Source organism: Gordonia spumicola (genome assembly GCF_009932475.1).
In the GTDB taxonomy this organism is placed as follows: domain Bacteria; phylum Actinomycetota; class Actinomycetes; order Mycobacteriales; family Mycobacteriaceae; genus Gordonia; species Gordonia spumicola.
Genome location: NZ_BJOV01000002.1, coordinates 74,853 through 98,280, shown reverse-complemented (window position 1 = coordinate 98,280; position 23,428 = coordinate 74,853). Strand labels below are relative to the sequence as shown.

23 protein-coding genes and 1 riboswitch are annotated in these 23,428 nt (G+C 68.8%); of the genes, 13 read left to right on the top strand and 10 right to left on the bottom strand.

Annotated elements, in window-relative coordinates; genetic code table 11:
• Positions 1–20: 20 nt before the first annotated feature.
• Positions 21–920, bottom strand: a complete 900-nt coding sequence (locus GYB83_RS02435) for an Rv0361 family membrane protein (RefSeq protein ID WP_161893985.1) — start codon at positions 918–920, stop codon at positions 21–23.
• A 118-nt stretch (positions 921–1,038) separates the two neighbouring features.
• Here GYB83_RS02435 and GYB83_RS02430 point away from each other — a divergent pair, with 118 nt between their 5' ends.
• From GYB83_RS02430 to GYB83_RS02420, 3 genes are all read left to right on the top strand, one after another.
• A complete protein-coding gene (locus tag GYB83_RS02430) occupies positions 1,039–1,482 on the top strand; it encodes a DUF3151 domain-containing protein (protein ID WP_161893984.1) in 444 nt (147 codons plus the stop codon).
• A gap of 66 nt (positions 1,483–1,548) precedes the next feature.
• Positions 1,549–2,661: an FUSC family protein gene (locus GYB83_RS02425; RefSeq protein WP_371864989.1), complete on the top strand. Its 1,113-nt coding sequence runs from the start codon at positions 1,549–1,551 to the stop codon at positions 2,659–2,661.
• A 42-nt stretch (positions 2,662–2,703) separates the two neighbouring features.
• Positions 2,704–3,633 carry a cation diffusion facilitator family transporter gene (locus GYB83_RS02420; protein WP_161893983.1) on the top strand — a complete coding sequence of 310 codons (930 nt, stop codon included), beginning with the start codon at positions 2,704–2,706 and terminating at the stop codon, positions 3,631–3,633.
• 73 nt (positions 3,634–3,706) lie between these two features.
• Here GYB83_RS02420 and GYB83_RS02415 read toward each other — a convergent pair whose 3' ends face one another.
• A complete protein-coding gene (locus tag GYB83_RS02415) occupies positions 3,707–4,486 on the bottom strand; it encodes a site-2 protease family protein (RefSeq protein WP_161893982.1) in 780 nt (259 codons plus the stop codon).
• Positions 4,483–5,124 (bottom strand): hypothetical protein, encoded by a 642-nt coding sequence (locus GYB83_RS02410; protein ID WP_161893981.1) that lies wholly within the window; start codon positions 5,122–5,124, stop codon positions 4,483–4,485. The genes GYB83_RS02415 and GYB83_RS02410 overlap by 4 nt, the downstream gene beginning before the upstream one ends.
• Positions 5,125–5,213: 89 nt before the next feature.
• On the opposite strand from GYB83_RS02410, the gene GYB83_RS02405 reads away from it, so the two are divergent.
• Together GYB83_RS02405 and GYB83_RS02400 are read left to right on the top strand one after the other, a co-directional pair.
• The gene (locus GYB83_RS02405; protein ID WP_161893980.1) at positions 5,214–6,500 is read left to right on the top strand and encodes an adenylosuccinate synthase; all 1,287 of its coding nucleotides are present in this window, start codon (positions 5,214–5,216) and stop codon (positions 6,498–6,500) included.
• A 19-nt stretch (positions 6,501–6,519) separates the two neighbouring features.
• A complete protein-coding gene (locus GYB83_RS02400; RefSeq protein ID WP_371864988.1) occupies positions 6,520–8,067 on the top strand; it encodes an adenylate/guanylate cyclase domain-containing protein in 1,548 nt (515 codons plus the stop codon).
• Positions 8,068–8,070: 3 nt separating this feature from the next.
• On the opposite strand, the gene GYB83_RS02395 is transcribed toward GYB83_RS02400, so the two are convergent.
• Positions 8,071–8,556 (bottom strand): VOC family protein, encoded by a 486-nt coding sequence (locus GYB83_RS02395; RefSeq protein ID WP_161893979.1) that lies wholly within the window; start codon positions 8,554–8,556, stop codon positions 8,071–8,073.
• Between the two features lie 70 nt (positions 8,557–8,626).
• Between GYB83_RS02395 and purT the strand changes: the two genes are divergently transcribed.
• Both purT and GYB83_RS02385 read left to right on the top strand, forming a co-directional pair.
• Positions 8,627–10,114: a formate-dependent phosphoribosylglycinamide formyltransferase gene (purT, locus tag GYB83_RS02390; RefSeq protein WP_161893978.1), complete on the top strand. Its 1,488-nt coding sequence runs from the start codon at positions 8,627–8,629 to the stop codon at positions 10,112–10,114.
• 126 nt (positions 10,115–10,240) lie between these two features.
• Complete coding sequence (locus GYB83_RS02385; protein WP_161893977.1) at positions 10,241–10,696, top strand: hypothetical protein; 456 nt, start codon at positions 10,241–10,243, stop codon at positions 10,694–10,696.
• A gap of 249 nt (positions 10,697–10,945) precedes the next feature.
• On the opposite strand, the gene GYB83_RS02380 is transcribed toward GYB83_RS02385, so the two are convergent.
• Positions 10,946–12,328: an FAD-dependent oxidoreductase gene (locus GYB83_RS02380; RefSeq protein ID WP_161893976.1), complete on the bottom strand. Its 1,383-nt coding sequence runs from the start codon at positions 12,326–12,328 to the stop codon at positions 10,946–10,948.
• Between the two features lie 205 nt (positions 12,329–12,533).
• Here GYB83_RS02380 and GYB83_RS02375 point away from each other — a divergent pair, with 205 nt between their 5' ends.
• The 3 genes from GYB83_RS02375 to GYB83_RS02365 are packed head-to-tail and all read left to right on the top strand — an operon-like array spanning position 12,534 to position 14,634.
• Positions 12,534–13,013, top strand: a complete 480-nt coding sequence (locus GYB83_RS02375) for an Rv0361 family membrane protein (RefSeq protein WP_161893975.1) — start codon at positions 12,534–12,536, stop codon at positions 13,011–13,013.
• Positions 13,010–13,423: a rhodanese-like domain-containing protein gene (locus GYB83_RS02370; RefSeq protein ID WP_161893974.1), complete on the top strand. Its 414-nt coding sequence runs from the start codon at positions 13,010–13,012 to the stop codon at positions 13,421–13,423. Before GYB83_RS02375 ends, GYB83_RS02370 begins: the two co-directional genes overlap by 4 nt.
• 11 nt (positions 13,424–13,434) lie before the next feature.
• Positions 13,435–14,634, top strand: a complete 1,200-nt coding sequence (locus tag GYB83_RS02365; protein WP_161893973.1) for an O-succinylhomoserine sulfhydrylase — start codon at positions 13,435–13,437, stop codon at positions 14,632–14,634.
• Positions 14,635–14,711: 77 nt separating this feature from the next.
• On the opposite strand, the gene GYB83_RS02360 is transcribed toward GYB83_RS02365, so the two are convergent.
• From GYB83_RS02360 to GYB83_RS02340, 5 genes are all read right to left on the bottom strand, one after another.
• Positions 14,712–15,782, bottom strand: coding sequence for an isochorismate synthase (locus tag GYB83_RS02360; RefSeq protein ID WP_161893972.1), 1,071 nt, complete (start codon positions 15,780–15,782; stop codon positions 14,712–14,714).
• Positions 15,779–16,309 (bottom strand): hypothetical protein, encoded by a 531-nt coding sequence (locus GYB83_RS02355; RefSeq protein WP_161893971.1) that lies wholly within the window; start codon positions 16,307–16,309, stop codon positions 15,779–15,781. Before GYB83_RS02355 ends, GYB83_RS02360 begins: the two co-directional genes overlap by 4 nt.
• Positions 16,310–16,312: 3 nt before the next feature.
• Entirely contained in the window at positions 16,313–17,461 is a 1,149-nt protein-coding gene (locus tag GYB83_RS02350; RefSeq protein WP_228461138.1) for a TFIIB-type zinc ribbon-containing protein, read from the bottom strand.
• A 67-nt stretch (positions 17,462–17,528) separates the two neighbouring features.
• Entirely contained in the window at positions 17,529–18,671 is a 1,143-nt protein-coding gene (locus GYB83_RS02345) for an SPFH domain-containing protein (protein WP_161893969.1), read from the bottom strand.
• A gap of 35 nt (positions 18,672–18,706) precedes the next feature.
• Positions 18,707–19,510: a hypothetical protein gene (locus GYB83_RS02340; protein WP_161893968.1), complete on the bottom strand. Its 804-nt coding sequence runs from the start codon at positions 19,508–19,510 to the stop codon at positions 18,707–18,709.
• 154 nt (positions 19,511–19,664) lie between these two features.
• A riboswitch (SAM riboswitch) is annotated at positions 19,665–19,777 on the top strand.
• Positions 19,778–19,792: 15 nt separating this feature from the next.
• On the opposite strand from GYB83_RS02340, the gene GYB83_RS02335 reads away from it, so the two are divergent.
• The 3 genes from GYB83_RS02335 to GYB83_RS02325 all read left to right on the top strand — a co-directional run bounded on the left by GYB83_RS02335 (position 19,793) and on the right by GYB83_RS02325 (position 23,333).
• Entirely contained in the window at positions 19,793–21,022 is a 1,230-nt protein-coding gene (locus tag GYB83_RS02335) for an aminotransferase class V-fold PLP-dependent enzyme (RefSeq protein ID WP_161893967.1), read from the top strand.
• Between the two features lie 158 nt (positions 21,023–21,180).
• Positions 21,181–21,651: a MarR family winged helix-turn-helix transcriptional regulator gene (locus GYB83_RS02330; protein WP_161893966.1), complete on the top strand. Its 471-nt coding sequence runs from the start codon at positions 21,181–21,183 to the stop codon at positions 21,649–21,651.
• Positions 21,648–23,333, top strand: a complete 1,686-nt coding sequence (locus tag GYB83_RS02325) for an MDR family MFS transporter (protein ID WP_161893965.1) — start codon at positions 21,648–21,650, stop codon at positions 23,331–23,333. Before GYB83_RS02330 ends, GYB83_RS02325 begins: the two co-directional genes overlap by 4 nt.
• Positions 23,334–23,428 lie beyond the last annotated feature (95 nt).

Below are 23,428 nucleotides of genomic sequence, written 5' to 3'. Positions count from 1 at the left end.
GCGCCCCTTTCGTCTCGGGGTCACTTCAGGTCTTTGCAGACCTTCCAATCGTCGCCGACCTTGTGCAGGGTGATCTGCACGGGGGCCTTCTTCGACGGGTCGCCCGACGGGTACATGTCGACGCCGACCTTGGCGGTGTCGCCGTTGATCGAGACGGCGTTCACGTCGTCGAACTGCATCAGCTCGTTATTGGCCTTCTGCGCCGCGTAGGCCTTCTTGAACTCGGCCTCGTCCATCGACGTGTACGTGGTGTTCTCGTCGCCGCACGTGATGTCGCGCAGCTTGACGAGGTCGCCGTCGTTCATCGCCTGCTGGTAGTCCTTGGCGGCGTCGGCGACCTTGGTCTCCGGCGACGTGCCGATCGTCATGTACCAGATGCCGACGGCGATCGCCGCGATGACGACGAGCGCGGCGACGACGATGCCGATCAGCTTGCCCTTGCCCTTCTTCTCGGCGGGCGCCGCGGCGGCGGGCGGGATCACCTGCGGTGCGGGCTGCTGCGCCGGTGCGGCCTGCTGGGGTGCGGCGGCGGGCGCGGTCGGCTGCGCGGGTGCGGCCTTCGGCGGCACCGCGAACTGAGTCGTCTTGTCCGCGTCGTCGTCGACGGCGGCGGCTGCCTCGGCGACGTCCGACTTCGAGATCTGAACGGTGTCGGTCACGTCGGCGCTCGACTCGACCGAACCGGTGGTCGAGTCGTTCGCTTCCGGGGTCTGCGACTCGGCGTCCGACTCCTCGGCCTCCGTTCCCGCATCGGACGTCGCGGCCTCGGCCGGAACCGCGAACGCCTTGGTCGGCGAATCGGCGTCTCCGCCCTTCGGCTCCGGGGCGTCGCCCAGCTTCACGACCGGCGTTGGGGTCGACGCGGCGGCGTCGTCCGCGGTCTGGTCGGTCAGCGACTTGTCGTTGTCGGAGTCAGGCATATGGCTCAATCCCATGAGGTGTAAACGGTGCAACGCGCAGTACGCGCGGTGTCGAGACTATCGAACTACTCGGTCAACGTCCCCTTCGGAGGCTTCGGTTGAATGATTCAATGGAGGCGTGACGTCATTCGGAGACCTTCTCGGACCGCAGCCCACTCTCCTCACCGGAGACGACGAGGCCGAATCAGACCTGCTCAACGGTGCCGACCCGGCGTCGGTCGCCGCCGAACACCCCACCGCGTCGATCGCGTGGGCCTACCTCGCCGAAGCCGCGCTCGACGGTGCGACGACGGGAGCCGAACCCGATACGGCACGAATCATCGCCGGATACGCCTACGCGCGCACCGGCTACCACCGCGGACTCGACCAGCTGCGTCGCCACGGGTGGAAGGGCTTCGGGCCGGTTCCGTGGAGCCACGAGCAGAACCAGGGCTTCCTGCGGTGCGTCGGCGCGCTCGCACGTGCGGCCGAGGCGATCGGCGAGGAAGACGAGCACCTCCGCTGCCTGGACCTGCTCAACGACAGCGATCCCCGCGCCATCGCCGAACTCGGTCTCGACTGACCGGAGGCCCCGCTGACCAACACCCCGCAGTCGATCCGCGACGCCCATCACGCCGGTGACCAGGCGTTGCAGACGTTGCGCGGCCGGATCGGGAGGCGCATCCCCCGGTGGCTGTTCATCCGCCTCCGCCGGTTGTGGCTGTCGCTCGTGCCGATCACGCAGTGCGCCATCGCCGCGGGCCTCGCGTGGTGGCTCGCCGACGAGGTGCTGCAGCACTCGCGACCGTTCTTCGCGCCGATCGCAGCGGTCGTCTCGCTCGGGCTCTCGCTCGCCAAGCGGTGGCGGCGTTCGGTGGAGCTCATCGGCGGAGTGCTCATCGGCATCTTCGTCGGCGACCTGCTGATCTCGTGGATCGGGTCGGGCGCCTGGCAGATCGTGGTGGTCGTCGCCGTCGCGATGTCGGTCGCCGTGTTCCTCGACGGCGGTGTGATGATCCCGATCCAGGCGGCGTCGTCCGCCGTTCTCATCGCGACGCTGATCCCGCCGGGACCGGGCAGCCTCGACCGCGCCGTCGACGCGCTGATCGGCGGCGGGATCGGCATCCTCGTCGTCGCGGTGGTCCCGGTGAATCCCGCTCGACGCGCGCGACGTGACGCGGCGGCGATCCTGGAGACCCTGCGCAACCTGTCCGCCGACCTCGCGGTCGGACTGCGGACCGGCGACGAGGACGCGATCTACCGGGTCCTGGCGTCGGCCAGGGGCACCCAGTCGTCGATCGAGGCCCTGCGCAACGACGTGGCCGCGGGCCGCGAGGTCGGACGCCTGTCGCCGCTCTACTGGTCGTCGCGCGGCAGGCTCAAACGCATCGCGGCGACCGCCGACCCGATCGACAACGCGGTCCGCAACTTCCGTGTCATCACCCGTCGTTGTCTCGGCGTCACCCAGCGAGGGGTGACGATCGAGCCCGCGATCGTCGAGGTCATCGACTCGCTGTCGGAAGGTTTCGAGATCCTGCGCGCCATGATGATGGCCGAGCCGGGGGAGTCGCCCGACCAGGCGGACGCCGCCAGGGTGATCCGCTCGATCGTGCGGAAGGCACGCACGTCCATCGCCGACAACGTCGAGGACATCTCGGAGACCGCGGTCCTCGTCGAACTCCGGTCCCTGCTCGTCGACATGCTGATGGTGGCCGGTTTGAAGCGGTCGTCGGCGATCGCGCAGCTGCACCTGAACCGTTGACGCCACCCTTGACATATGCAGTTTCACGCATATATTGAGGTCATGGGCAATGAGCATTCGCACGAAGGGCACAGTCACGGACCGAGTGCGGCCGACCTCGCGTCGGGGGCGGTGAACCGCAGGCTGTGGCCGATGGTCGTGTCCGTGGTGATCATCGGCGGCTTCTTCGTCGTCGAACTCGTCGCCGGGCTGGTCTTCGGATCGCTGGCGCTCGTCGCGGACGCGGGCCACATGCTGACCGACGTCGTCGCCCTCTGCATGGGACTCTCCGCGCTCTTGCTCGCCCGGCACGGGCGGATCACCGACGGCCGCAGCTTCGGCTGGTACCGCGCCGAGGTGTTCACCGCAGTCGTCAACGCCGTCCTGCTGATCGGGGTAGGGGTGTTCGTGCTCGTCGAGGCGATCCGCCGCATCGGCGAGGCCCCCGAGGTCCCCGGCGGTCCGATGATCATCGTCGCGTCGCTCGGTCTGCTCGCCAACGTCGTCGTCATGCTCCTGCTGCGCGCCGACTCGGAGGGGTCGATCGCGGTCCGCGGCGCCTACCTCGAAGTGCTCGCCGACGCCGTCGGAAGTGTCGGTGTGCTGGTCGCGGGCGTCGTCGCGTTGACGACGGGCTGGGGATACGCCGACCTCATCGTCGCCGTCCTGATCGCCCTCTGGGTGGTGCCGCGGGCGGTGAAGCTCGCCCGCGACGCCCTCAAGATCCTCAACCAACAGGCCCCGGCCCACCTGGACCTCGCGGCTCTGCGCGCCGAGCTGTCGGAGCTGCCCGGGGTCGATGACGTCCACGACCTGCACGTCTGGTCCGTCACCACCGGCATGGACGTGGCGACCGTGCACCTGACCGCGTCGGGTGATCAGCCCGCGGTCCTCGACGCCGCCCGCGCGGTCCTCGACGCCCACGGTCTCGAACACGCCACCGTCCAGATCGAAGCCGGCGGGAACCGCTGCTCGGGCGAGCTCACCTGGTGAGTCCGGCCGCTTCGGAACTTCGGCACTCGCGGCCGCGCCAGGCGCGGCCGCGAGTGCCGAAGTTCGCAGGCGATCAGCGCCAGAAGGTGAACAGGTGCATTCCGTATGCGACGTAGCCCGCATCGACGCCGAGGAGTTCCATCACGCGGTAGACCATGTCGAAGAACGCGGAGTTGAGCATCGGGACCGCGAGCAGGACGAACACGATCAGGAATCCGAACGGTGCGATCGTGGCCGCCGATCGGCGGGTCTCCCACGACAGATAAGGCTCGATCGCGCCGTACCCGTCGAAACCGGGCATCGGGATCAGATTCAGGATCAACGCGGTGAACTGCAGGAACGTCAGGGCGGCTACCGCCGACCGGAGATTCGCGGTCCCGAGCGTCTCGGGCGTCGACGCGAGCACGACGCACAGGAGCAGACCGAGGACCAGGTTGGCGCACGGACCGGCGAGCGACACCTTGGTGCGCTGGGCCTTGGTGAAGCCCGACTCGTTCAGGTACACGGCTCCGCCGGGGAAACCGATGCCGCCGAGCGCGATGATCAGCAGCGGGAGGCCGATCGACAGGGCCGGGTGCGTGTACTTCAGCGGATTCAGCGTCAGGTATCCGCGGACCTGGGCCGACCGGTCGCCGTAGCGGAACGCGGTGAACGCATGCGCGAACTCGTGCAACGACAGCGAGATCACCCAGCCGCTCAGCACCAGCAGGACCGCCCCGAACTTCGCGGTCCCGTCGTTCTCGGCTCCGGACGAGACGAGCAGGTACACCCCGGCCGCGAATGTGGCGCACAGACCGAGGAACACCGCCCCCGGGCGCACCGACTGCAGGGCCGCGGCGGTAGGCGTCGTCACGGGCACACCAGTTTCCAGTCGACGTGATGGCGGTAGAACGTCGACCGCTTGACGACCCGATCGGTCAGGACGCCCTCGCGTTCGACCGTCACATTGGTCCCGCCGGTCTGGACGGCCCGGCCCGACCTCCATCCGCCCGGAATCCAGCGCGCGACACGTCCGCGGACTCCCGGCTCGTCGACGGTCGGTTCGATCTCGATCGCCGCCACCTCGCCGTCGAAGAGCCGCTCGGAGTCGACGTACGTCTCCCCGTGCAGTTTGTCGCCGCCCGACCCGAGGTGGCGGGCACGCCCGACGAGGACCGTCGCCGCGTCGTCGCGGATCAGGGGCAATGCCCGAGCGACACCCGACTCGGCTACGGCCAGGGCCCCGGCGCCGTGTTTGAGGCGATACGCCTTGGTCGCCGGAGTGGAATGCGGTGCGACGTAAGCGATCTCGACATCCAGCCGCTCAGTCTTCATCAACGCCGCAACCACCTGCGACAGGAACACGTCGGGCTCGACGCCCGACTCCGACGCGGCGGGCGGGACGACGACGATGCGCGTCAGGTCCGGGTCGACGGTCGCCTCGGCGACGAGTGCGGCGGGAGTGCGGCCGTCGTCGTCCGCCGTCGACGGTGCTAGGTGGATGACAGTCACGACCCCAGCGTAACGAGGCGGGGTTGGGCCTCCTGGCACGCGGGACGCGGTCGACCCGATAGGGTGGTGCCGAACAGGAGGCACCAGACATGGCTGCGATTGTGCTGATCGGCGCCCAGTGGGGCGACGAAGGCAAGGGCAAGGCGACGGATCTGCTCGGCGAGAAGCTGCAGTGGGTCGTCCGCTATCAGGGCGGAAACAACGCGGGACACACCGTCGTCCTGCCGAACGGTGAGACGTTCGCCCTCCACCTGATCCCGTCGGGCATTCTGACGCCCGGCGTCAACAATGTGATCGGCAACGGCGTCGTCGTCGACCCGAGCGTGCTCCTCACCGAGCTCAAAGGCCTCGAGGACCGCGACGTCGACACCTCGCGACTCCTGCTGTCGGCCGACGCGCACCTGTTGATGCCGTACCACGTGGCGATCGACAAGGTGACCGAGCGATTCCTCGGCAACAGCAAGATCGGCACCACGGGCCGCGGCATCGGCCCCTGCTACCAGGACAAGATCGCGCGCGTCGGCGTCCGCGTGGCCGACGTGCTCGACGAGAAGATCCTCGCCCAGAAGGTCGAGGCCGCTCTCGAGGTGAAGAACCAGATCCTCACCAAGATCTACAACCGCAAGGGCCTCGACCCCAATGAGGTCGTCGACGGCACGCTCGAGCTCGCCGAAGGCTTCAAGCACCGCATCTCCGACACGCGGCTGCTGCTCAACCAGGCGCTCGAGCGCGGCGAGACGATCCTGCTCGAAGGCTCGCAGGGCACGCTCCTGGACGTCGACCACGGCACGTACCCGTACGTGACGTCGTCGAACCCGACGGCGGGCGGTGCGGCCGTCGGCGCGGGAATCGGCCCCGGCCGGATCGACACCGTCCTCGGCATCCTGAAGGCGTACACCACGCGTGTCGGCGAGGGCCCGTTCCCGACGGAGCTGTTCGACGAGTGGGGCCAGTACCTGGCGAAGACGGGCGGCGAGGTCGGCGTGACCACCGGCCGCGCCCGTCGCACCGGCTGGTTCGACGCCGTCGTCGCGCGCTATGCGACGCGCGTCAACGGCATCACCGACTACTTCCTCACCAAGCTCGACGTCCTGTCGAGCCTCGACACGATCCCGATCTGCGTCGCCTACGAGGTGGACGGCGAGCGCGTCGACGACATGCCGATGACGCAGACCGGCTTCCATCACGCGAAGCCGGTCTACGAGGAGATGCCCGGCTGGTGGGAGGACATCTCCGGCTGCCGGACGTTCGAGGACCTGCCGCAGAACGCGCAGAACTACGTGCTTCGACTCGAAGAGCTGTCCGGGGCGCACATCTCCTGCATCGGCGTCGGTCCGGGCCGCGATCAGACCATCGTCCGACGTGAGATCGTCTGAGACTGGCTAGATTCCTCTCATGAGGATGCCGTTGATCAGCCGGGACTACGGTTCCGTTCTGCTCGGGTCGGCCGACCAGTCGGCCCGTAGTCAGCGAGTTCGGATCCAGACGTTCCTGACGGGTGCGATCGTCATCGCCAACGTCATCGGGATCGTGATCGCGATCAACCTGATGTTGTTCGGGATACCGGAGCCGTCGTTCCTGCGGCGCGATCTGGTGCTGATCAATTTCCTCGCCGTGCCCGTCTACATCTGCGTCGCGCTGCTCATCGGTGTGGTCGTCGGGACGGCGACGACGGTGAGGGCCGTCCGTTGGGCGATCGTCGACGAGATTCCGTCGCGCGAGGACGCCCGCCGTGCACGCCGTGCGCAACGCAAGCTCGTCCTGCTGCAGGGAGCGCTGTGGGTCGGTGCGGCCGCAGTCCTCGGCCTGCTGTACGGGCTGGTCGACGCCGAACTGATCCCGAAGACGGTCCTCGTCACCGGAATGTGCGGCCTCGTCGTGGTGTCGATCTCGAGCCTCTTCACCGAGATCCTGCTGCGTCCGGTGTGGGCCAAGATCATGGAGGCGGGCCTCGGCGTCCGCGGCAGCACCGTGCGGTCGAGGGCGTTCACCAGCTGGTTCATCGGGACGGGCGTTCCGCTGCTCGGCATCACGTTCGTCGTGCTGTTCGCCGCGATCCGCGAGGAGACGTCCAGCACCAGCGTCTTCGTGTCGGTCACGGTGCTCGCCCTGATCGCCGGGGCTGTCGGTCTGCTGACCACGTACCTGTTCGTCTGGAGCATCACCGGTCCGCTGCAGAGCGTCCGTGCGGGCATGGCGAGGGTACGCACCGGCCAGGTGGACGGCGACGCCGACCTCGTCGTCTACGACGGCTCCGAACTCGGCGAACTCCAGTACGGGTTCAACACGATGGTCGACGGACTCCGGGAACGCGAACGCGTCCGCGACCTGTTCGGCAAACACGTCGGACGCGACGTCGCCGCCGCGGCACTGCGCACCGACCCGGAGCTCGGGGGAGCCGAACGGGTGGTGGCGGTGGTGTTCGTCGACGTCATCGGGTCGACGACGATCGCCGAGAAGCGCTCGCCCACCGAGGTCGTGGCCCTCCTCAACAGGTTCTTCGCCGTCATCGTCGACGCGACCGAACGCAACGGGGGACTGGTCAACAAGTTCGAGGGCGACGCGGTGCTGTCGATATTCGGCGCGCCCGTCGACCTCGACGACCCGGCGTCGGCGGCGCTCGCCGCGGCCCGCCAGATCGCGGACGGGCTGGCGGCTGACGTGCCGGAGCTGTCGGCGGGAGTCGGTGTCAGTCACGGGACGGTCGTCGCGGGCAATGTCGGCGCCGTGCAGCGCTTCGAGTACACGGTGATCGGCGACCCGGTGAACGAGAGCGCCCGCCTCTCCGAAGTCGCGAAGGACGATCCGCGGCACCCGGTGGCGTCGGAGCGGGCGATCGCCGCGGCCTCGGACGTCGAGGCGTCGCGCTGGTCGCCCCTGCGGGCGGTGGTCTTACGCGGACGCACCGAGCCGACGCAGGTGTATCGGGCCGACAGGCCCTGAGCGTCAGTCGAGGCAGAACTCGTTGCCCTCGGGGTCGGTCATCACGATGTAGCCGCTCTCCATGGGCGGAGCGGGCTCCTGGCGTCGGATCCGCGTGGCCCCGAGAGTCTCGAGCCTGCCGCACAGCGCTTCGAGGGCGGCCATGCGGTCGTCGCCCACGAGCCCCGCGGCTCCCCGAACGTCGAGGTGGACGCGGTTCTTGACCACCTTGTCCTCCGGGACGCGCTGGAAGAACAGGCGCGGCCCGACACCGTCGGGATCCTCGGCGGCCGAGCGGGAGTTCCACTCCGACTCCGGGACGCCGAGCTTCGCGAGGAACGCGTCCCATGCGGCGAGCGGATCGTCGCCGGGTTCGACGCTCACGCCGGGCGGGCCGGGCACCCGGTAGTCCAGGACCGACGCCCAGAACACCGACTGCGCGCGCGGGTCGTGGGCGTCGAACGTGACCTGGATCTCGCGGCTCGTGCGGCCGTCGCTGACGTCTCCCATGCCTTGCAGCGTACGACGATGGAATGGTGCGCAGACGACGCACCTCGGAAGTGACCGTAAACTGGCCGGTATGGCGTCTACGGTGATCGGCACCCCTCTGAGTTCGACGGCGGTCAAGGTCCTCATGCTCGGTTCGGGCGAGCTCGGCAAAGAGGTGACGATCGCGTTGCAGCGGTTCGGCGTCGAGGTGATCGCCGTCGACCGATACGCCGATGCGCCGGCCCACCAGGTGGCTCATCACGCCGAGGTCATCGACATGACCGACGCGGAACAGGTCCGCGCCGTCATCGACAAGCACAAGCCGCACTACGTGCTCCCGGAGATCGAGGCGATCGCGACGGACGCTCTCGAAGACGTCGAACGCGACGGGATCGCCGAGGTGATCCCCAGTGCGAAGGCGGTGTCGGCGACGTTGGACCGCGAGAGGATCCGGCGCCTGGCCGACGAGGAACTCGGCCTGCCGACGTCGCCGTACCTGTTCGCGGGTTCGTTGGACGAGATGCGGCGCGCCGCCACGAGCATCGGATTCCCCTGCGTCGTGAAGCCCGTCATGTCGTCGTCGGGCAAGGGGCAGAGCGTGCTCCGCGGACCCGACGACGTCGACGCGGCGTGGGAGGCCGCCCGCACGGGAGCGCGCGTCAACAACGACCGCGTGATCGTCGAGGGCTTCGTCGACTTCGACTACGAGATCACCCTGCTGACGGTCCGCGCCGTCGACCCGGCCACCGGAAAGCTCACCACGTACTTCTGCGACCCGATCGGACACCGACAGGTGGCGGGCGACTACGTGGAGAGCTGGCAGCCGCAGCCGATGAGCCAGATCGCATACGGCACCGCGCGATCGGTCGCCGCCCGCATCGCCACGGCGATGGGCGACGGCGAGACCACCGGGCGCGGCGTGTTCGGCGTGGAACTGTTCGTCAAGGGCGACGAGGTGTACTTCTCCGAGGTCAGCCCGCGCCCGCACGACACCGGGCTGGTCACGCTCGCCACCCAGCGTCTCTCCGAGTTCGAACTCCACGCGCGGGCCGTCCTCGGGCTGCCCGTCGACACGCGCGCGGTGTCGCCCGGCGCGTCGGCCGTCATCTACGGCAGGCACGACGCCGAGGCGATCAAGTTCGCGGGCGTCGCGCAGGCCCTCGCCGACCCGTCCGTCGACCTGCGGCTGTTCGGCAAGCCGGAGAGCTTCGCGAAACGACGCATGGGCGTGGCCGTGGCGATCGCCCCGACCACCGACGTGGCGCGCCAGAAGGCGTCGCGGGCGGCGGAGCTCGTCCAACCGCTCCTGGCCGACGCCGACGAGCCGTCCGCGCCGCCGACCGTCGCACAGGACACCGTCGGTGTCACGCGGCCGCCGCAGCCGGGTCCACGTCCGCCGATGCCGCCGCGCGGTGGACCGATGGGGCCCGGTCCGATGGGCGGTCGGCCCCCGATGGGTCGCCCGGGGCCAGGGCGCCCGGGCCCCGCGGGTCCGGCCGGACCCCGGCCGATGGCTCCGCCCCCGCCCGGTGCGCCCGGGACCCCGGGCCCGCCGCAGCGCCCCGGTCCGCCGGTTTAGCGGTTTCTGTGTCGTCTCACAGCGATTTCCGCGCCGGTTCGTAACGAACACTTGGCTTTCTGTCGATATTCCGGTTAGCGCGGCGGTTCACTGCCGCCGCAGTCGACGAGACGGAAGGCTTTCGACATGAAGAAGAACCTGACACGGATGGTCGCGGGCATCGCGGCCGCGGGCGCGATCGGCGCGAGCTCCCTCATGGCGGCGCCCGCACAGGCCGCAGGCCCCGGCGACCTGCAGATCATCGGCGGCGTCACCTGCACCTTCAAGCTGTGGGGACCCAAGTGGTCCGACGGCCCCGTCTGGCAGATGCATCGCTTCATGGGCGTCAAGAACATCGGCGGATCGACGATGACCGGCGTGACGGTCACCGAGTTCGGCGGCGCGACCAAGACGGTGAAGGCAGACAAGGCGAAGGGCACCTCGGCGGGCCAGCTCAAGGCCGGTCAGACGGCGATCCTGTTCGACACCACGTGGAAGGGCTGCTGGCCGTCGTCGATCTCCGGCTACACCATCGGCCAGCAGGTCGAGAACCCGTTCAACAACGCCGGCTTCTGGCAGAACACCCGCAAGGTGCAGCCGTAGTCGCATCGATGCCCGCCGCATACGCGGGCCGACGATGGAGAAAGGGCCGTTCCCCCGCGGGGGAACGGCCCTTTCTCGTCGTGTGGGCTAGGGTGTGTTGCCAAACTCTCTTCGCCTGTCTCGACGGCCCGATGGACGCCTGGCCGCGTTGTCGTCGGTCGAGATACCTACCGGTATCCCTCCCTCCTCCGCCTTGCCAGCCATCCATCGGATCCGCCGATCCGAGGCGGAAGAGTTTGGCAACACACCCTAGACCTTGTCGGGCTCCGACGCGGCCAGCATGTCGTGGCGCTCGACCACCTTGATGCGCTCGCGGCCCTGTTCGGCTCCGAGGGCGCGCTCGTGCTCGTCGAGACGGTTCCAACCGTCCCACGTGGTGAATGCGATCTTCCGCTCCTCGAGCAGCGCGATGATCGCGTCCTCCGACGGCTGAGCGGGAGCGTTCAGAGAGTCGGCCTTCATGTCCTCGAGGATGCACTCGACGGTCTCGTTGGCGTCGCCCTTGGTGTGGCCGATGAGGCCGACGGGGCCGCGCTTGATCCAGCCGGTCGTGTACAGGCCGGTGAGGTGGGCTCCGTCGTCGAAGACGCGTCCCGCTTCGTTCGGGATCACGCCCGCCTGGCTGTCGAACGGGATCTCCGGCAGGTTGTCCGACAGGTAGCCGACCGCGCGGTAGATGGCGGTGACGTCCCAGTCGCGGACCGTGCCGGTCGACTTCACATTGCCGGTCCCGTCGAGTTCGGTGCGCTCGGTGCGCAGACCGACGACCTTGCCGTCTTCGCCGAGGACCTCGACCGGGTTCTCGAAGAAGTGCAGGAACAGCTTGTGGATCGCGCCCTGCTTCGGCTCACGGATCGCGTAGTTCTCGATGATCGTCGCGACCTGATCGGTGATCTTGCTGCTGCGGCGGGCGACGGCCGAACCCTCGTCGTACTCGATGTCCTCGGGGTCGACGATCACCTCGATGTTCGGCGAGTGGTCGAGCTCCTTGAGCTCGAGCGGCGTGAACTTGGCCTGCGCGGGGCCGCGACGGCCGAAGACGTGCACCTCGATCGCCTTGTTCGCCTTCAGTCCCTGGTAGACGTTGTCCGGGATCTCGGTCGGGAGCAGCTCGTCGCCGGTCTTGGCGAGGACGCGCGCCACGTCGAGGGCGACGTTGCCCACGCCGATGACGGCGACCTTCTCCTCCTCCAGCGGCCAGGTGCGCGAGAAGTCCGGGTGGCCGTCGTACCAGGCGACGAACTCTCCCGCGCCGTAGCTGCGTTCGAGATCGATGCCGGGGATGTCCATGCCGCGGTCGTCGGTGGCGCCCGTCGAGAAGACGATCGCGTCGTAGTGCGCGCGGAGGTCGTCCAGCGTGATGTCGGTGCCGTAGTCGATGTTGCCGAGCAGGCGGATCTGCGGCTTGTCGAGCACCTTGTGCAGGGCGTTGATGATGCCCTTGATGCGCGGGTGGTCGGGGGCGACGCCGTAGCGGATCAGGCCGAACGGTGCGGGCATCCGCTCGTACAGGTCGATGCTCACGCCGCGTTCGCCCGCGGTGTCGGACTTCATCAGGGCATCGGCACAGTAGATGCCTGCCGGTCCGGCGCCGACGATGGCGACCCGCAGCGGGCGGTTGGTGTCAGTCATGTGCTGGTGCTTCCTCGGACTGGATGGAATGCTGTCGCCTCTACGTTAAGTCGTGTGCCGCCACGGCCAAAATCTGTTAATGAGGTCAGCCTCAGTACGTCCGGACGTGAGGCTAACTCTTGACGTTCGATGGTCGATATGCCGCGCTGAACTGCGGTGGACGCGCCGCCCGGCATCGTCTCCCGGGTCGATAGAATCGGAACCCATGAGCGCGAAACAGTCCGACAACCCCGAGACGCCCGTCGACGACGAGCGACCGAAGACGTGGAAGGACGCGCTGCCGTTCATCATCGCGCTCGTCGTGGTGGTCATCGCCGTCGGAGCGATCTTCATCTCGCACAAGGTGCAGCCCTCCGAGGACCGCGTCAGCGACTCCACCAAGGTCCAGTACGTCGTCAACGACATGTACAGCGCGCGCAATTCGCTCAACTACGAGCTGTACCGCAGTTCCCAATGCGAGAAGAACCTGTCCGCGGAAGGTTTCCCCACGGCCGCGCAGTTCGCCGAAGCCAACCGGGATCCGCGCGACGGCGCGTTCGTCATCCCCGAGATGGACGTCGAAGTGGCGGGTGACCGCGCCGCCGTCACCGTCCACGAGAAGCGGAAGAACACCGGAGACAAAGTCACCAAGACCGAACTGACCGTCGTCAAGATCGGCGACGACTGGAAGGTGTGTGCCGCATGACCTACGCCGGAGACGTCACCGTGGGTGACGCGTGGACCCGGTTGTCCGACAACCCGAAGGCCGTCCTCGTCGACTGCCGGACGGCGGCCGAATGGAACTTCGTCGGAGTGCCCGACATCGGTTCGCTCGGCAAGCGGACCGTCTTCGTCGAATGGGTCGACTACCCGAACGGCGCGGTGAACCCGCGGTTCGTCGAGGAGCTCCGCGCCGCCGGAGTGGCCGACGACGACGAGGTCCTGTTCCTCTGCCGGTCCGGCCAGCGGTCCATCGGAGCGGCCCAGGCCGCCACCGCGGCCGGGTTCGTCACCGCGTACAACGTTCTCGACGGATTCGAAGGCGCGACCGACGCCGACGGTCATCGCGGCGCGGTCGGATGGCGCGCCGAGTCCCTTCCCTGGCGTCAGCCCTAAGGAGCATCACCATGAGCAACAAGCTTCCCGATTGGGTGTCGCCCGAGACGCTCGCCGTCCGTGGCGGACTGATGCGGTCGGGCTTCTTCGAGACGTCCGAGGCCCTGTACCTGAACAGCGGCTACGTGTACGACTCGGCCGAAGCCGCCGAACGCGCCTTCACCGGCGAGGACGAGCGGTTCGTCTACACCCGCTACGGAAACCCGACGGTCGCGATGTTCCAGGAGCGTCTGCGCCAGATCGAGGGCACCGAGGCCGCGTTCGCGACGGCCAGCGGCATGGCCGCGGTGTTCGTCGCACTCGGCGCGATCTGCAAGAGCGGAACCCGGCTCGTCGCGGCCCGCAGCCTGTTCGGCTCGTGCTTCGTGATCTGCAACGAGATCCTGCCGTCGTGGGGTGTCGAGACGGTCTTCGTCGACGGTGACGACCTCTCCCAGTGGGAGGAGGCGCTGTCGAAGCCGACCGACGCGGTGTTCTTCGAGACGCCGTCCAACCCGATGCAGACGCTCGTCGACATCCGCGCCGTCGCCGACATGGCGCACGCCGCGGGCGCGAAGGTGGTGCTCGACAACGTCTTCGCGACGCCGCTGCTGCAGCGCGGACTCGACTTCGGCGCCGACGTGATCGTGTACTCGGGGACCAAGCACATCGACGGCCAGGGCCGGGTGATGGGCGGGGCCGTCCTCGGTACGAGCGAGTTCATCGACGGCCCGGTGCGGGAGCTGATGCGTCACACCGGGCCCGCACTGAGCCCGTTCAACGCGTGGACCATGCTCAAGGGTCTGGAGACGATGAAGGTGCGCCTCGACCAGTCGGTGGCGTCGGCGCAACGGATCGCTGAGTTCCTCGACGGCGACCCTCGCGTGCGGAACGCCATCTACCCGTTCCTGCCCTCGCATCCGCAGTACGACCTCGCTCGCGCCCAGATGGCGGGCGGCGGCACCGTCGTGACCTTCGAACTCGGAGCCCAGCCGGGCAAGTCGGGCAAGGAGCGGGCGTTCGAGGTGCTGAACAAGCTGCGGGTGATCGACATCTCGAACAACCTCGGCGACTCGAAGAGCCTCATCACGCATCCCGCGACAACCACGCACCGCGCGATGGGACCGGAGGGCCGCGCGTCGATCGGTCTCACCGATGCGATGGTCCGCCTCTCCGTCGGTCTGGAAGGCGTCGACGACCTTCTCCGCGACCTCGACATCGCGCTCGGCTGACGACATACGTCCGCTGACCTGTCGTTTCCTGTCACCAGATGACAGGAAACGGCAGGTCAGTGGACTTATGAGCCGGATCAGAGCCCGAGGGCGGTGAGGACGGTACGGAACTTGGCCTCGGTCTCGGCCACTTCGGCGTCGGGGTCGGAGCCTGCGACGACGCCGCCGCCCGCCCAGGTGGTCACGCCGGTGTGCGCGGCGTCCAGTTCGAGGCAGCGGATCGACACCAACCACTCGCCGTCACCCGAGGCGTCACACCAGCCGACGGCCCCGGCGTAGAAATCGCGTGAGCCCTCGATCTCGGCGATCAGGTCGGCCGCAGCCGCCGTCGGGGTCCCGCAGACGGCGGGAGTGGGGGAGAGCAGCGCGGCGAGGTCGAGAGCGGTGACCGACTCGTCGGCCAGCACCCCGCGGATCGGCGTCGCCAGATGCCAGACCGCCGGAGTCGACTCGATTCGCGGCGCATCGGGGACGTCGAGTTCGCAGCAGAGCGGGCGCAGGGCGTCGACCAGCGAGTCGACGACGAACGCGTGCTCACGGAGGTCCTTGTCCGAGGCGCGAAGCGATTCGACGGCCGCCCGGTCGGAGACGGCGTCGGTGCCGCGCGGCGCGGTGCCCGCGAACGGATGGCAGGTGACCACGCGCCCGGTGCGGCGGACCAGCAGTTCCGGGCTCGCGCCGATCAGCCAGTGGCCGACACGGCCCGCGGCGTCGAGGGGGACGGCGAACGCGGTCGTCGTGGCGGCGTCCGAGCCCGGGGTGAACCGGGCGGCGAGCGCCTCCGGGTCGAGCGGGGCGTCGAGTGTCAGATGCAGCGTGCGCGCGAGGACGGCCTTCCCGACGCGGCCCTCATCGATGGCGTCGAGCACGGCCCGCACGCGGTCGGCGTGGACGGCGGCGGGAGTGATGTCGCGGTCGGTGACGACGGTGTCGACGGGTCGGGAGCGCAGTGGTGTCGTCTCGCCGAATTCGTGTGGCGCCAGGAGCGCGGCCTTCCCCGTCGAGTCGAAGCCGAATGCACCGGTCACGGCCGTCACCTCGCCCGTGAGCAGGGCCGCGCGAGCGGCCGCGACGCTCGGGAACTCGGCGGCCACGCCGCGGCCCCGAAGAGCTCTGGCAGTCGTGGCGAAGTACGACGTGACCGTCACTGGGCCAGACCGGCCGGCGGCTCCGGTGTGTCGTCGCGGCGAGGCGCGGGCTCCTGTCGGGGGAGCGGAGGAAGCGGCGGCGAGGGCGGTGCGTACCCGAGGCCGGCGTCCAGGCCCGGTGCCGCGGCGATCGCGGCAGCGTCCCTCTCGAACTGCGCGACCTGCGCCTCGGCCCGGGCCAGCGGTTCGGCCTTCGCGTTCGCGGGCAGCGTCGAGATCGTCACCAAGAGCTGATCGAGTTCCTGCGCGGTGACCAACAGCCGGGCCCGTTCGTCGAGTTGCGCGACGTCGGCCATGCCGATCGTCTTGTCCAGCGCCGCGGCGGCATCCCGGATCCGACGGTGCAGACGCGGTTCCGGATCGTGCGAACCGGCCCACGACACCGGCACCACGACGTCGACGCCGGGGATGCGTGCTCCCTGCGCCTGCGCCTTGGTCCCCGATCGAGCCAGCGCGACGCCGAATGCGACGGCCGCCCCGGCGATCACCACCAGGAACAGCAGGATCACGATCACGATGATGGTCATCGTCTACCTCATCCTCATGAACAGGAACACCAGGACGCCGATCAGGATCAGCGCGGCGACGACGGCGGCCGCGATCTTGACCTTGCTCCACGGCCGGTCGCCCTGCACTTCGCCGGTCAGTCCGTTGACGAACACCTGGAAGGGGCGTCCCTCGAAGTTCACGGTCAGCAGCCACATCGGGAGCAGCAGGTACATGAACGCCAACTGGTCGAACACCGTCTGCTTGTGGTGGATCTGCTGATGGTCGCCGCCGATGTCGCGGCGGATGGTGCCGTCGATCTGCGAGTCGACGCGCGGTCGGGCGTTCTTGTCGAACACGTCGCCGGGGTCACGGTCGTAGGTCCTCGACAGATGCCCGGCCACGAACTCCGGCGTGTACGGGACGGCGGCCTGGACGGGCCACGGTTCGAGCTCGCGGACGCGGTCGTCGTCCATTCCGGTGTTCGCCATCTCGGGGAGGTCGCGGATGCTGTCGTGCACCCGGCCCGACACCGGGCGCCACGCCGTCCGCGTCTCGGTGTGCTGATCGTCGCCCGACCCCACGACGACGGTGTAGTCGTCACCGCGTTGCCCGGAGTAGCCGGTCGTCGCCTCGACGTCATACGAGTAGTACGACATGTAGACGCTGGTGAACGACCCGAGCGTGCGGTACTTCTTGAACTCGCTCGGAGCGAACCACCGACTGTTGATCCACTTCTCGATCGCCGCCTGAGCCTGCGGCTGCGCCACCTGCAACGGTAGGACCGCGTCGAGTGCCAGACGTTCCGGCGCGTCCTGGATGTCGTCGCGCTGGATCGGCGTCGCGCAGTACGGGCAGCGGGTGGCGGTGAGACTGCCGTTGAAGATGGTCTTGCCGCCGCACGCCTGACAGGTGACGACGTGCTCGTTCCCGCCGATCGACGCGAGGCCGAGAGCCCGGTTTCCGGCGAGCTGATTCATCGCCGTCTGCAGGTCGTGTTTGACGATCCGCGCGTTCGGATCGAGTTCGATCGGGTATGTGGTGCCGCACGACGCGCACGCGAGTCGCTGCTGGTCGGGTGCGTATGCGAGGGGCGCGCCGCAGTTGCCGCACGGATAGGTGCGGGTCTGCTCGGTCACCTGGCGCTGAGCCCGATCGGCGGCGTTCGCCGGGGTGGGCTGCGGGCGCCCCACGACACCCTGCGGCCGTGGAACGGGCGGCGGCCCGCTCGGTGGGAGCGGGGGAGGCTGGGTCACCGGATCACTGCCCGGTCGGCGGAGCCTGCGGCGTCTGCGGGGGCAGCGGCGGGGGACCGGTGGGCGCGAACAGCGGGGCGAGGGCGGGGACCTGTCCGGCTTGGGTCCACCCGGCCATGCCCTGCGACCAGACGAGCGTCGTCGGGGTGAGGACGCCGCGAAGCTGATCGATCGTGAACGGACCGGCCGCGGCGCCGTTCTGGTCGACGTGGAACGTCTGTGCCGCCGGGATCGGCGGAGGGCCCGCGGGAGCCTGCTGTTGCTGCTGGTTGAACTGGTTCGCGAACTGGCCCGCCATCGCCATGCCGACGCCCATGCCCATCATGTCGCCCGCGGTGCCGCCTCCGGGGTTCTGCGCGGCGGCCAGCATCGCGTCGCCCGCCCGTCCCTGCTGGAAGCGGTTCATGTCGCCGACGTTGTTGAGGAACCCGCGCTCCTCCACACCGCGTGCGACGCCCCGCGTCATGGCCGCGGTGATCTCGTCGGGCAGCGAGATGTTCATCGTCACCGACTCGATGGCGAGGCCGTACTCGTCGTCGACGCGCGTCTGGACGTACTCGCGGAGCTTGTCGCTGAGCTCGACCTGCTTGCCCTGCAGGTCGATGGCTCCGACGCCCGTCTCCAGGATCATGTCGGAGAACGCCGTGGAGATGACGCGGCGCAGGAGCTCGGCGATCTCGTCGGCGTTCACCTGACTGTCGGCGCCGATCACTTCGCGCAAGAAGATCGCCGGGTCGGCGATCCGGATGACGCACAGGCCGTTGGCGCGGACCTGGACCATCCCGAAGTCGGGGTCGCGCAGGGTGATCGGGTTCGGCGTGCCCCACCGCAGGTCGGTGACGGGTCTGCGATTGATGAAGTACACCTCGGAACGGAACGGGCTGTTGAACCCGTGCTTCCATCCCTGGATGGTGCTCATGATCGGCAGGTTCTCGCTGGTCAGTTCGTAGTGACCCGGGCCGAACGTGTCGGCGAGCTGACCGCGGTAGACGAACACCGCCTGCTGGCCCTCTCGGACGATCAGCTGTGCGCCGTTCTTGATCTCGTTGTTGTAGCGCGGGAACCGCCACGCCAGCGTGGAACGCGAATCGTCGACCCATTCGATGATGTCGACGAGTTCTCCGCGCATCTTGTCGATGATGCCCATGGTTCTAGTCTCCGTTCGCTGGTGGAAAGTGCCGGTCAGACCGCGCGAGCAGCGGTGATCTTATCGTTCGCGATGAGTTTGGGGAGAAGTTCGGACGCCTCGCTGGTGAGCGCGTCCGTCGAGTGCGCGAAGTCGACGCCCACGACGCGTACGCAGCGGGAGTCGTCGATGCGGGTGGTCGCGCCGCTGCGGTCGGCCTGCCCGTGCGACGACTGGTCGTCCGAGTCCTGCGACCAACGTCCGACGGCCACCGTCGCCGCCGACTCCGAGCAGGGGCCGGCCTGTGCGATGACGGCGTGGACCTGCCTGCCGTTGCCGCCGTTGGCGAGGGCCGAGCCGTCGGAGTCGATCTGCGCCACGGTGCGCGTGTCCGTGTCGGGGATCGCCATCGCGGCGACCTTGCCCTTGATGGTCCCGGTCTCGAGGCGCCAGTCGGCGGGCAGTTCGACCGTGAGCGAGACGTTGTCGTCGAGCATCGCCGTCTCGGTGTGCGGGCCGCCCGACGAGTCGGTCGACTTCCACGGCTGCCACACGAGGACGCCGACGCCCGCACCGACGACGGCGACCAGAGTGATGAGGCCGATGATCAGACCGGTCCGGGACTTGCGCGGCGGCTGTGCGTACGGCAGCGGCGACGGTCCCCCGAAAGGCGGGGGCGCGCCGAACTGTCCCGGCGCGCCGTACTGCTGAGGCGGGCCGTATCGCCCGGGCGCGCCGAACGGGCTCGGCGCCGTCGGCGGCTGGGGGCGGGGACCGTTCCACGGAGCCCACGTCTGCGGCGGTCCGGGCGGGATCGGGGCACCCCGGTTCCCCATGCGCGGATCCTGCGGGTACGTCACGACGGCGGGCCTTTCATCGACAGAGTTCTGTCGTCGACTCTATCCGTCTCGCACGGATGCGAGCGGGCCGCCGAGTCGAACGAATGACGCCGATTGCGGTCACCGTGCGCGAAACCCTCGCCGCGGCGGGATCGGCAGGGCATTGTTCTCCGCGGGTCACGAGTATCAGCGACAAGCCCCGGCTCGCTGGTCGGCAACCCTCCACCACGGTGGGGTGCTCCGGGTGACGACCCGGCCGCGCACGGCAGTGCGCGGCAAGTGTGGATTCCAAGGAGCCTTGTCATGACCGCTGTCCTCGACGCGCCCGCGTGCCGTCCCGCCCCCGTTCTCGCCCTGGCCCCGGTGGTGGGCGCCGACGTCTCGGTGCCCGCCACCGGACATCCCGCCGGGGTGTCGTACGCCAACCTGGACTATGCGGCGTCCGCGCCCGCGTTGTCCGCCGTCGCCGAGCAGCTGGCCGGGGCGCTCGCCGAGTACGCGAGCGTCCACCGCGGCGCCGGTCATCTGTCGCAGGTGACGACGGCCCGCTACGAGCGGGCCCGCGAGACCATCCGGGCCTTCGTCGGGGGTCGTGCCGACGACACCGTCGTCTTCACCCGCAACACGACCGACTCGATCAACCTCGCCGCGACCGTCGTCCCGGGCGACGTCGTCGTCCTCGACATCGAGCATCACGCCAATCTGCTGCCGTGGACGCGCACCGGCCGCGCTCGCGTCGTGGCGTCGCGGCCGAGCATCGACGAGACCCTCGCGGCGCTGGAGTCGGAGCTGGCGTCGTCGCCCGCCGCGCTCCTCGCGGTGACCGCCGCGTCGAACGTGACCGGCGAGGTGCTTCCGCTGGCGCGGCTCGCGGGTCTGGCGCACCGTCACGGCGCGCGGATCCTCGTCGACGCAGCCCAGCTGGTCGCGCACCGCGGGGTGTCGATCGCGAGCTTCGGCATCGACTACCTGGTGTTCTCCGGGCACAAGGTGTACGCGCCGTTCGGTGCGGGCGTCCTCGTGGGACGGCCCGACTGGCTCGACGCGGCTCCGCCCTACCTGGCGGGCGGCGGCGCCAGCGCGAACGTGTCGGTCGACGACGTCGCGTGGCACACCGGAGCCGCCCGACACGAGGCCGGTTCGCCTAACGTCCTCGGCGCGGTGTCGATCGCGGCGGCCGCCGACGAGCTGCGCGCCATCGGTTTCGAGCGCATCGGCGAGCACGACGACGTCCTCCTCCGCAGGCTCGACGCCGGGCTGGCCGCGTTGCCGCACATCCGGCCCCTGCGAGCGTTCGACGACGGCGTCGACCGGGTGGCGATCGCGAGTTTCAGCGTCGACGGCCGCACTCCGCGCGAGGTGGCCGAGCATCTCAGCGACCACGGGATCGGTGTGCGCGACGGCAAGTTCTGCGCGCACCCGCTGCTGACCAAGCTCGGCCACGCCGATGGAGCGGTCCGCGCGAGCTTCGGTGTCGGGACGTCGTCCGACGACGTCGACCGCCTGCTGGCGGCCCTCGCCGACTTGGGCTGAGGTCCGGCGAGCGACCCGGCCCGACACCGTGACGGTGTCGGGCCGGTTGTCGTTTCCAGGGGAAACGGCGGCTATCGGTGCAGTTGCTCGCAGATAGTTGCGGGGTGCATGCTTATGGCCCGAGTTAGTTGCCATACGCAAGTAAATGGAGTCCCCACGTGCCCGCGCCCGAACGCATCGACGAGGTCTTCCTCGCTCTCGGACGGTTCATCCGTCTCCGGGACCGCGGCGTCCAGACGTCGTTCCGGTCGGCCGACGGCGACGTCGAGACCGCCGCCTACCGGGGGCTCTTCGTCCTCAAGCACGGGCCCATGCGGGCCAGCGAACTGGCGGCGTCCATGGCGGCCGACCCGTCGACCACGAGCAGGCACGTCGCCACGCTCGTCGCCGAGGGATTCGTCCGCCGGGAACCCGACCCGGACGACGGCCGGGCCTATCGACTGCTGCTGACCGATGCGGGCCGCGCCCGTGTCGCCGAACTCGGCGCGCGACGCCGCGAAGTGGTCGGCGACATGGTCGCCGACTGGTCAGACGAGGAGTTCGACACCTTCTCGGCTCTCCTGACCCGCTTCGTCGACGCGATCGAAGACCGAATCAACCCCTGTATGGAGAAAGGAGACGCCCGATGACTTCAGCAACCACGGCCGACTTCCCCGGACGAGGACTGACGCACCGTCAGATCCTCACGGTGATGGCCGGACTGATGATCGGCATGTTCCTCGCCGCGCTCGATCAGACGATCGTGTCGACCGCCATCCGGACCATCTCCGACGACCTCAACGGCTACGACATGCAGGCGTGGGTCACCACCGCCTACCTCGTGACCTCGACAGTCGTGACGCCGCTCTACGGCAAGGTGTCCGATATCTACGGCCGCAAGCCGTTCTTCCTCGTCGCCATCACGATCTTCGTGATCGGCTCCCTCGCCTGTTCGATGGCGACGTCGATGTACGAGCTCGCCGGCTTCCGGGCCCTGCAGGGCCTCGGCGCGGGCGGTCTCTTCACGCTGGCGTTGACGACGATCGCCGACATCGTCCCGCCGCTCGAACGCGCCAAGTACCAGGGCTACTTCCTCGCGGTGTTCGGCACGTCGAGCGTCCTCGGCCCGGTGCTCGGCGGCCTGTTCGCGGGCGCCGACTCGATCCTCGGCGTGTCCGGCTGGCGCTGGGTGTTCCTGGTGAACGTGCCGATCGGCCTGATCGCGCTCGTCGTCGTCTACAAGGTCCTCAACTATCCGCAGAACAAGCTCGTCGGACACCGCACCGACTACTGGGGCGCCGCCACGGTGGCCGTCGCCGTCACGCCGCTGCTGATCGTCGCCGAACAGGGCCGCGACTGGGGATGGACGTCGACCAATGCGATCATCTGCTACGCCATCGGTTTGATCGGTCTCGCATTGTTCGTGTTCGTCGAGTCGAAGATGGGCGATGAGGCGATCATTCCGCTCCGCGTCTTCAAGAACCGGGTGTTCACGCAGGGCGTGTTCATCTCGTTGGTCGTCGGCGCCGTGATGTTCGGCGGCATCTCGATGCTGCCGCAGTACTTCCAGGTGCTCCGCGGATCGTCGCCGATGATGGCGGGCCTGCAGATGCTGCCGATGGTGCTCGGCATGATGAGCGCGTCGATCCTGTCCGGTCAGCTGATCTCTCGGACCGGGCACTACAAGAAGTTCCCGATCTTCGGCTCCATCCTGATCACCACGATGGCGTTCGCGTTGCACTACCTGAGCACGGAGACGCCGCTGTACCTGGTGATGCTGGCCGCGTTCGGTCTCGGCTTCGGTCTGGGCAATCTGATGCAGCCGATGATGCTGGCGATGCAGAACATCCTGCCGATGCGCGATGTCGGCATGGCGACCGGCACCGCCACCTTCTTCCGTCAGATCGGCGGAACGTTGGGCGTCGCGGTGTTCTTCTCGCTGCTGTTCTCGACGGTGGGTCCGAACATTCAGGACCAGATGCAGTCGGCGGCACAGACTCCGGAGTTCCGCACCGCCGTCGTGCAGGCGATCCAGAGCGACGACAAGGACGTTCGGGCGTTCGGCGAGGCACTGAAGGCCGCCGCGGCGGATCCGAACGCCGACGCCGGTGGGAAGACCGACGGACTGATGAAGGACACCACCATCATCGAACGTCTGCCCGAGGGGCTGTCGCACCCGATCAAGCAGGGTTTCGCGGACTCGATGGATCGCGTGTTCCTGTCGGTGTCGATCCTGTCGCTTCTCGCGATCATCGGCACCATCACCTGGTCGGAGGTCCCGCTGCGCGGCGGGCCGAGCAAGAAGGACGACGGCGAGGTCGAGGTCGCGTAGCGCGACCGTCTCCGCTCCCACGCACCGCCCGCCTCACCCGCTCCACGGAACGGGAGAGGCGGGCGGTTCTTCTTGACGCGTGACCGGCGGCACAT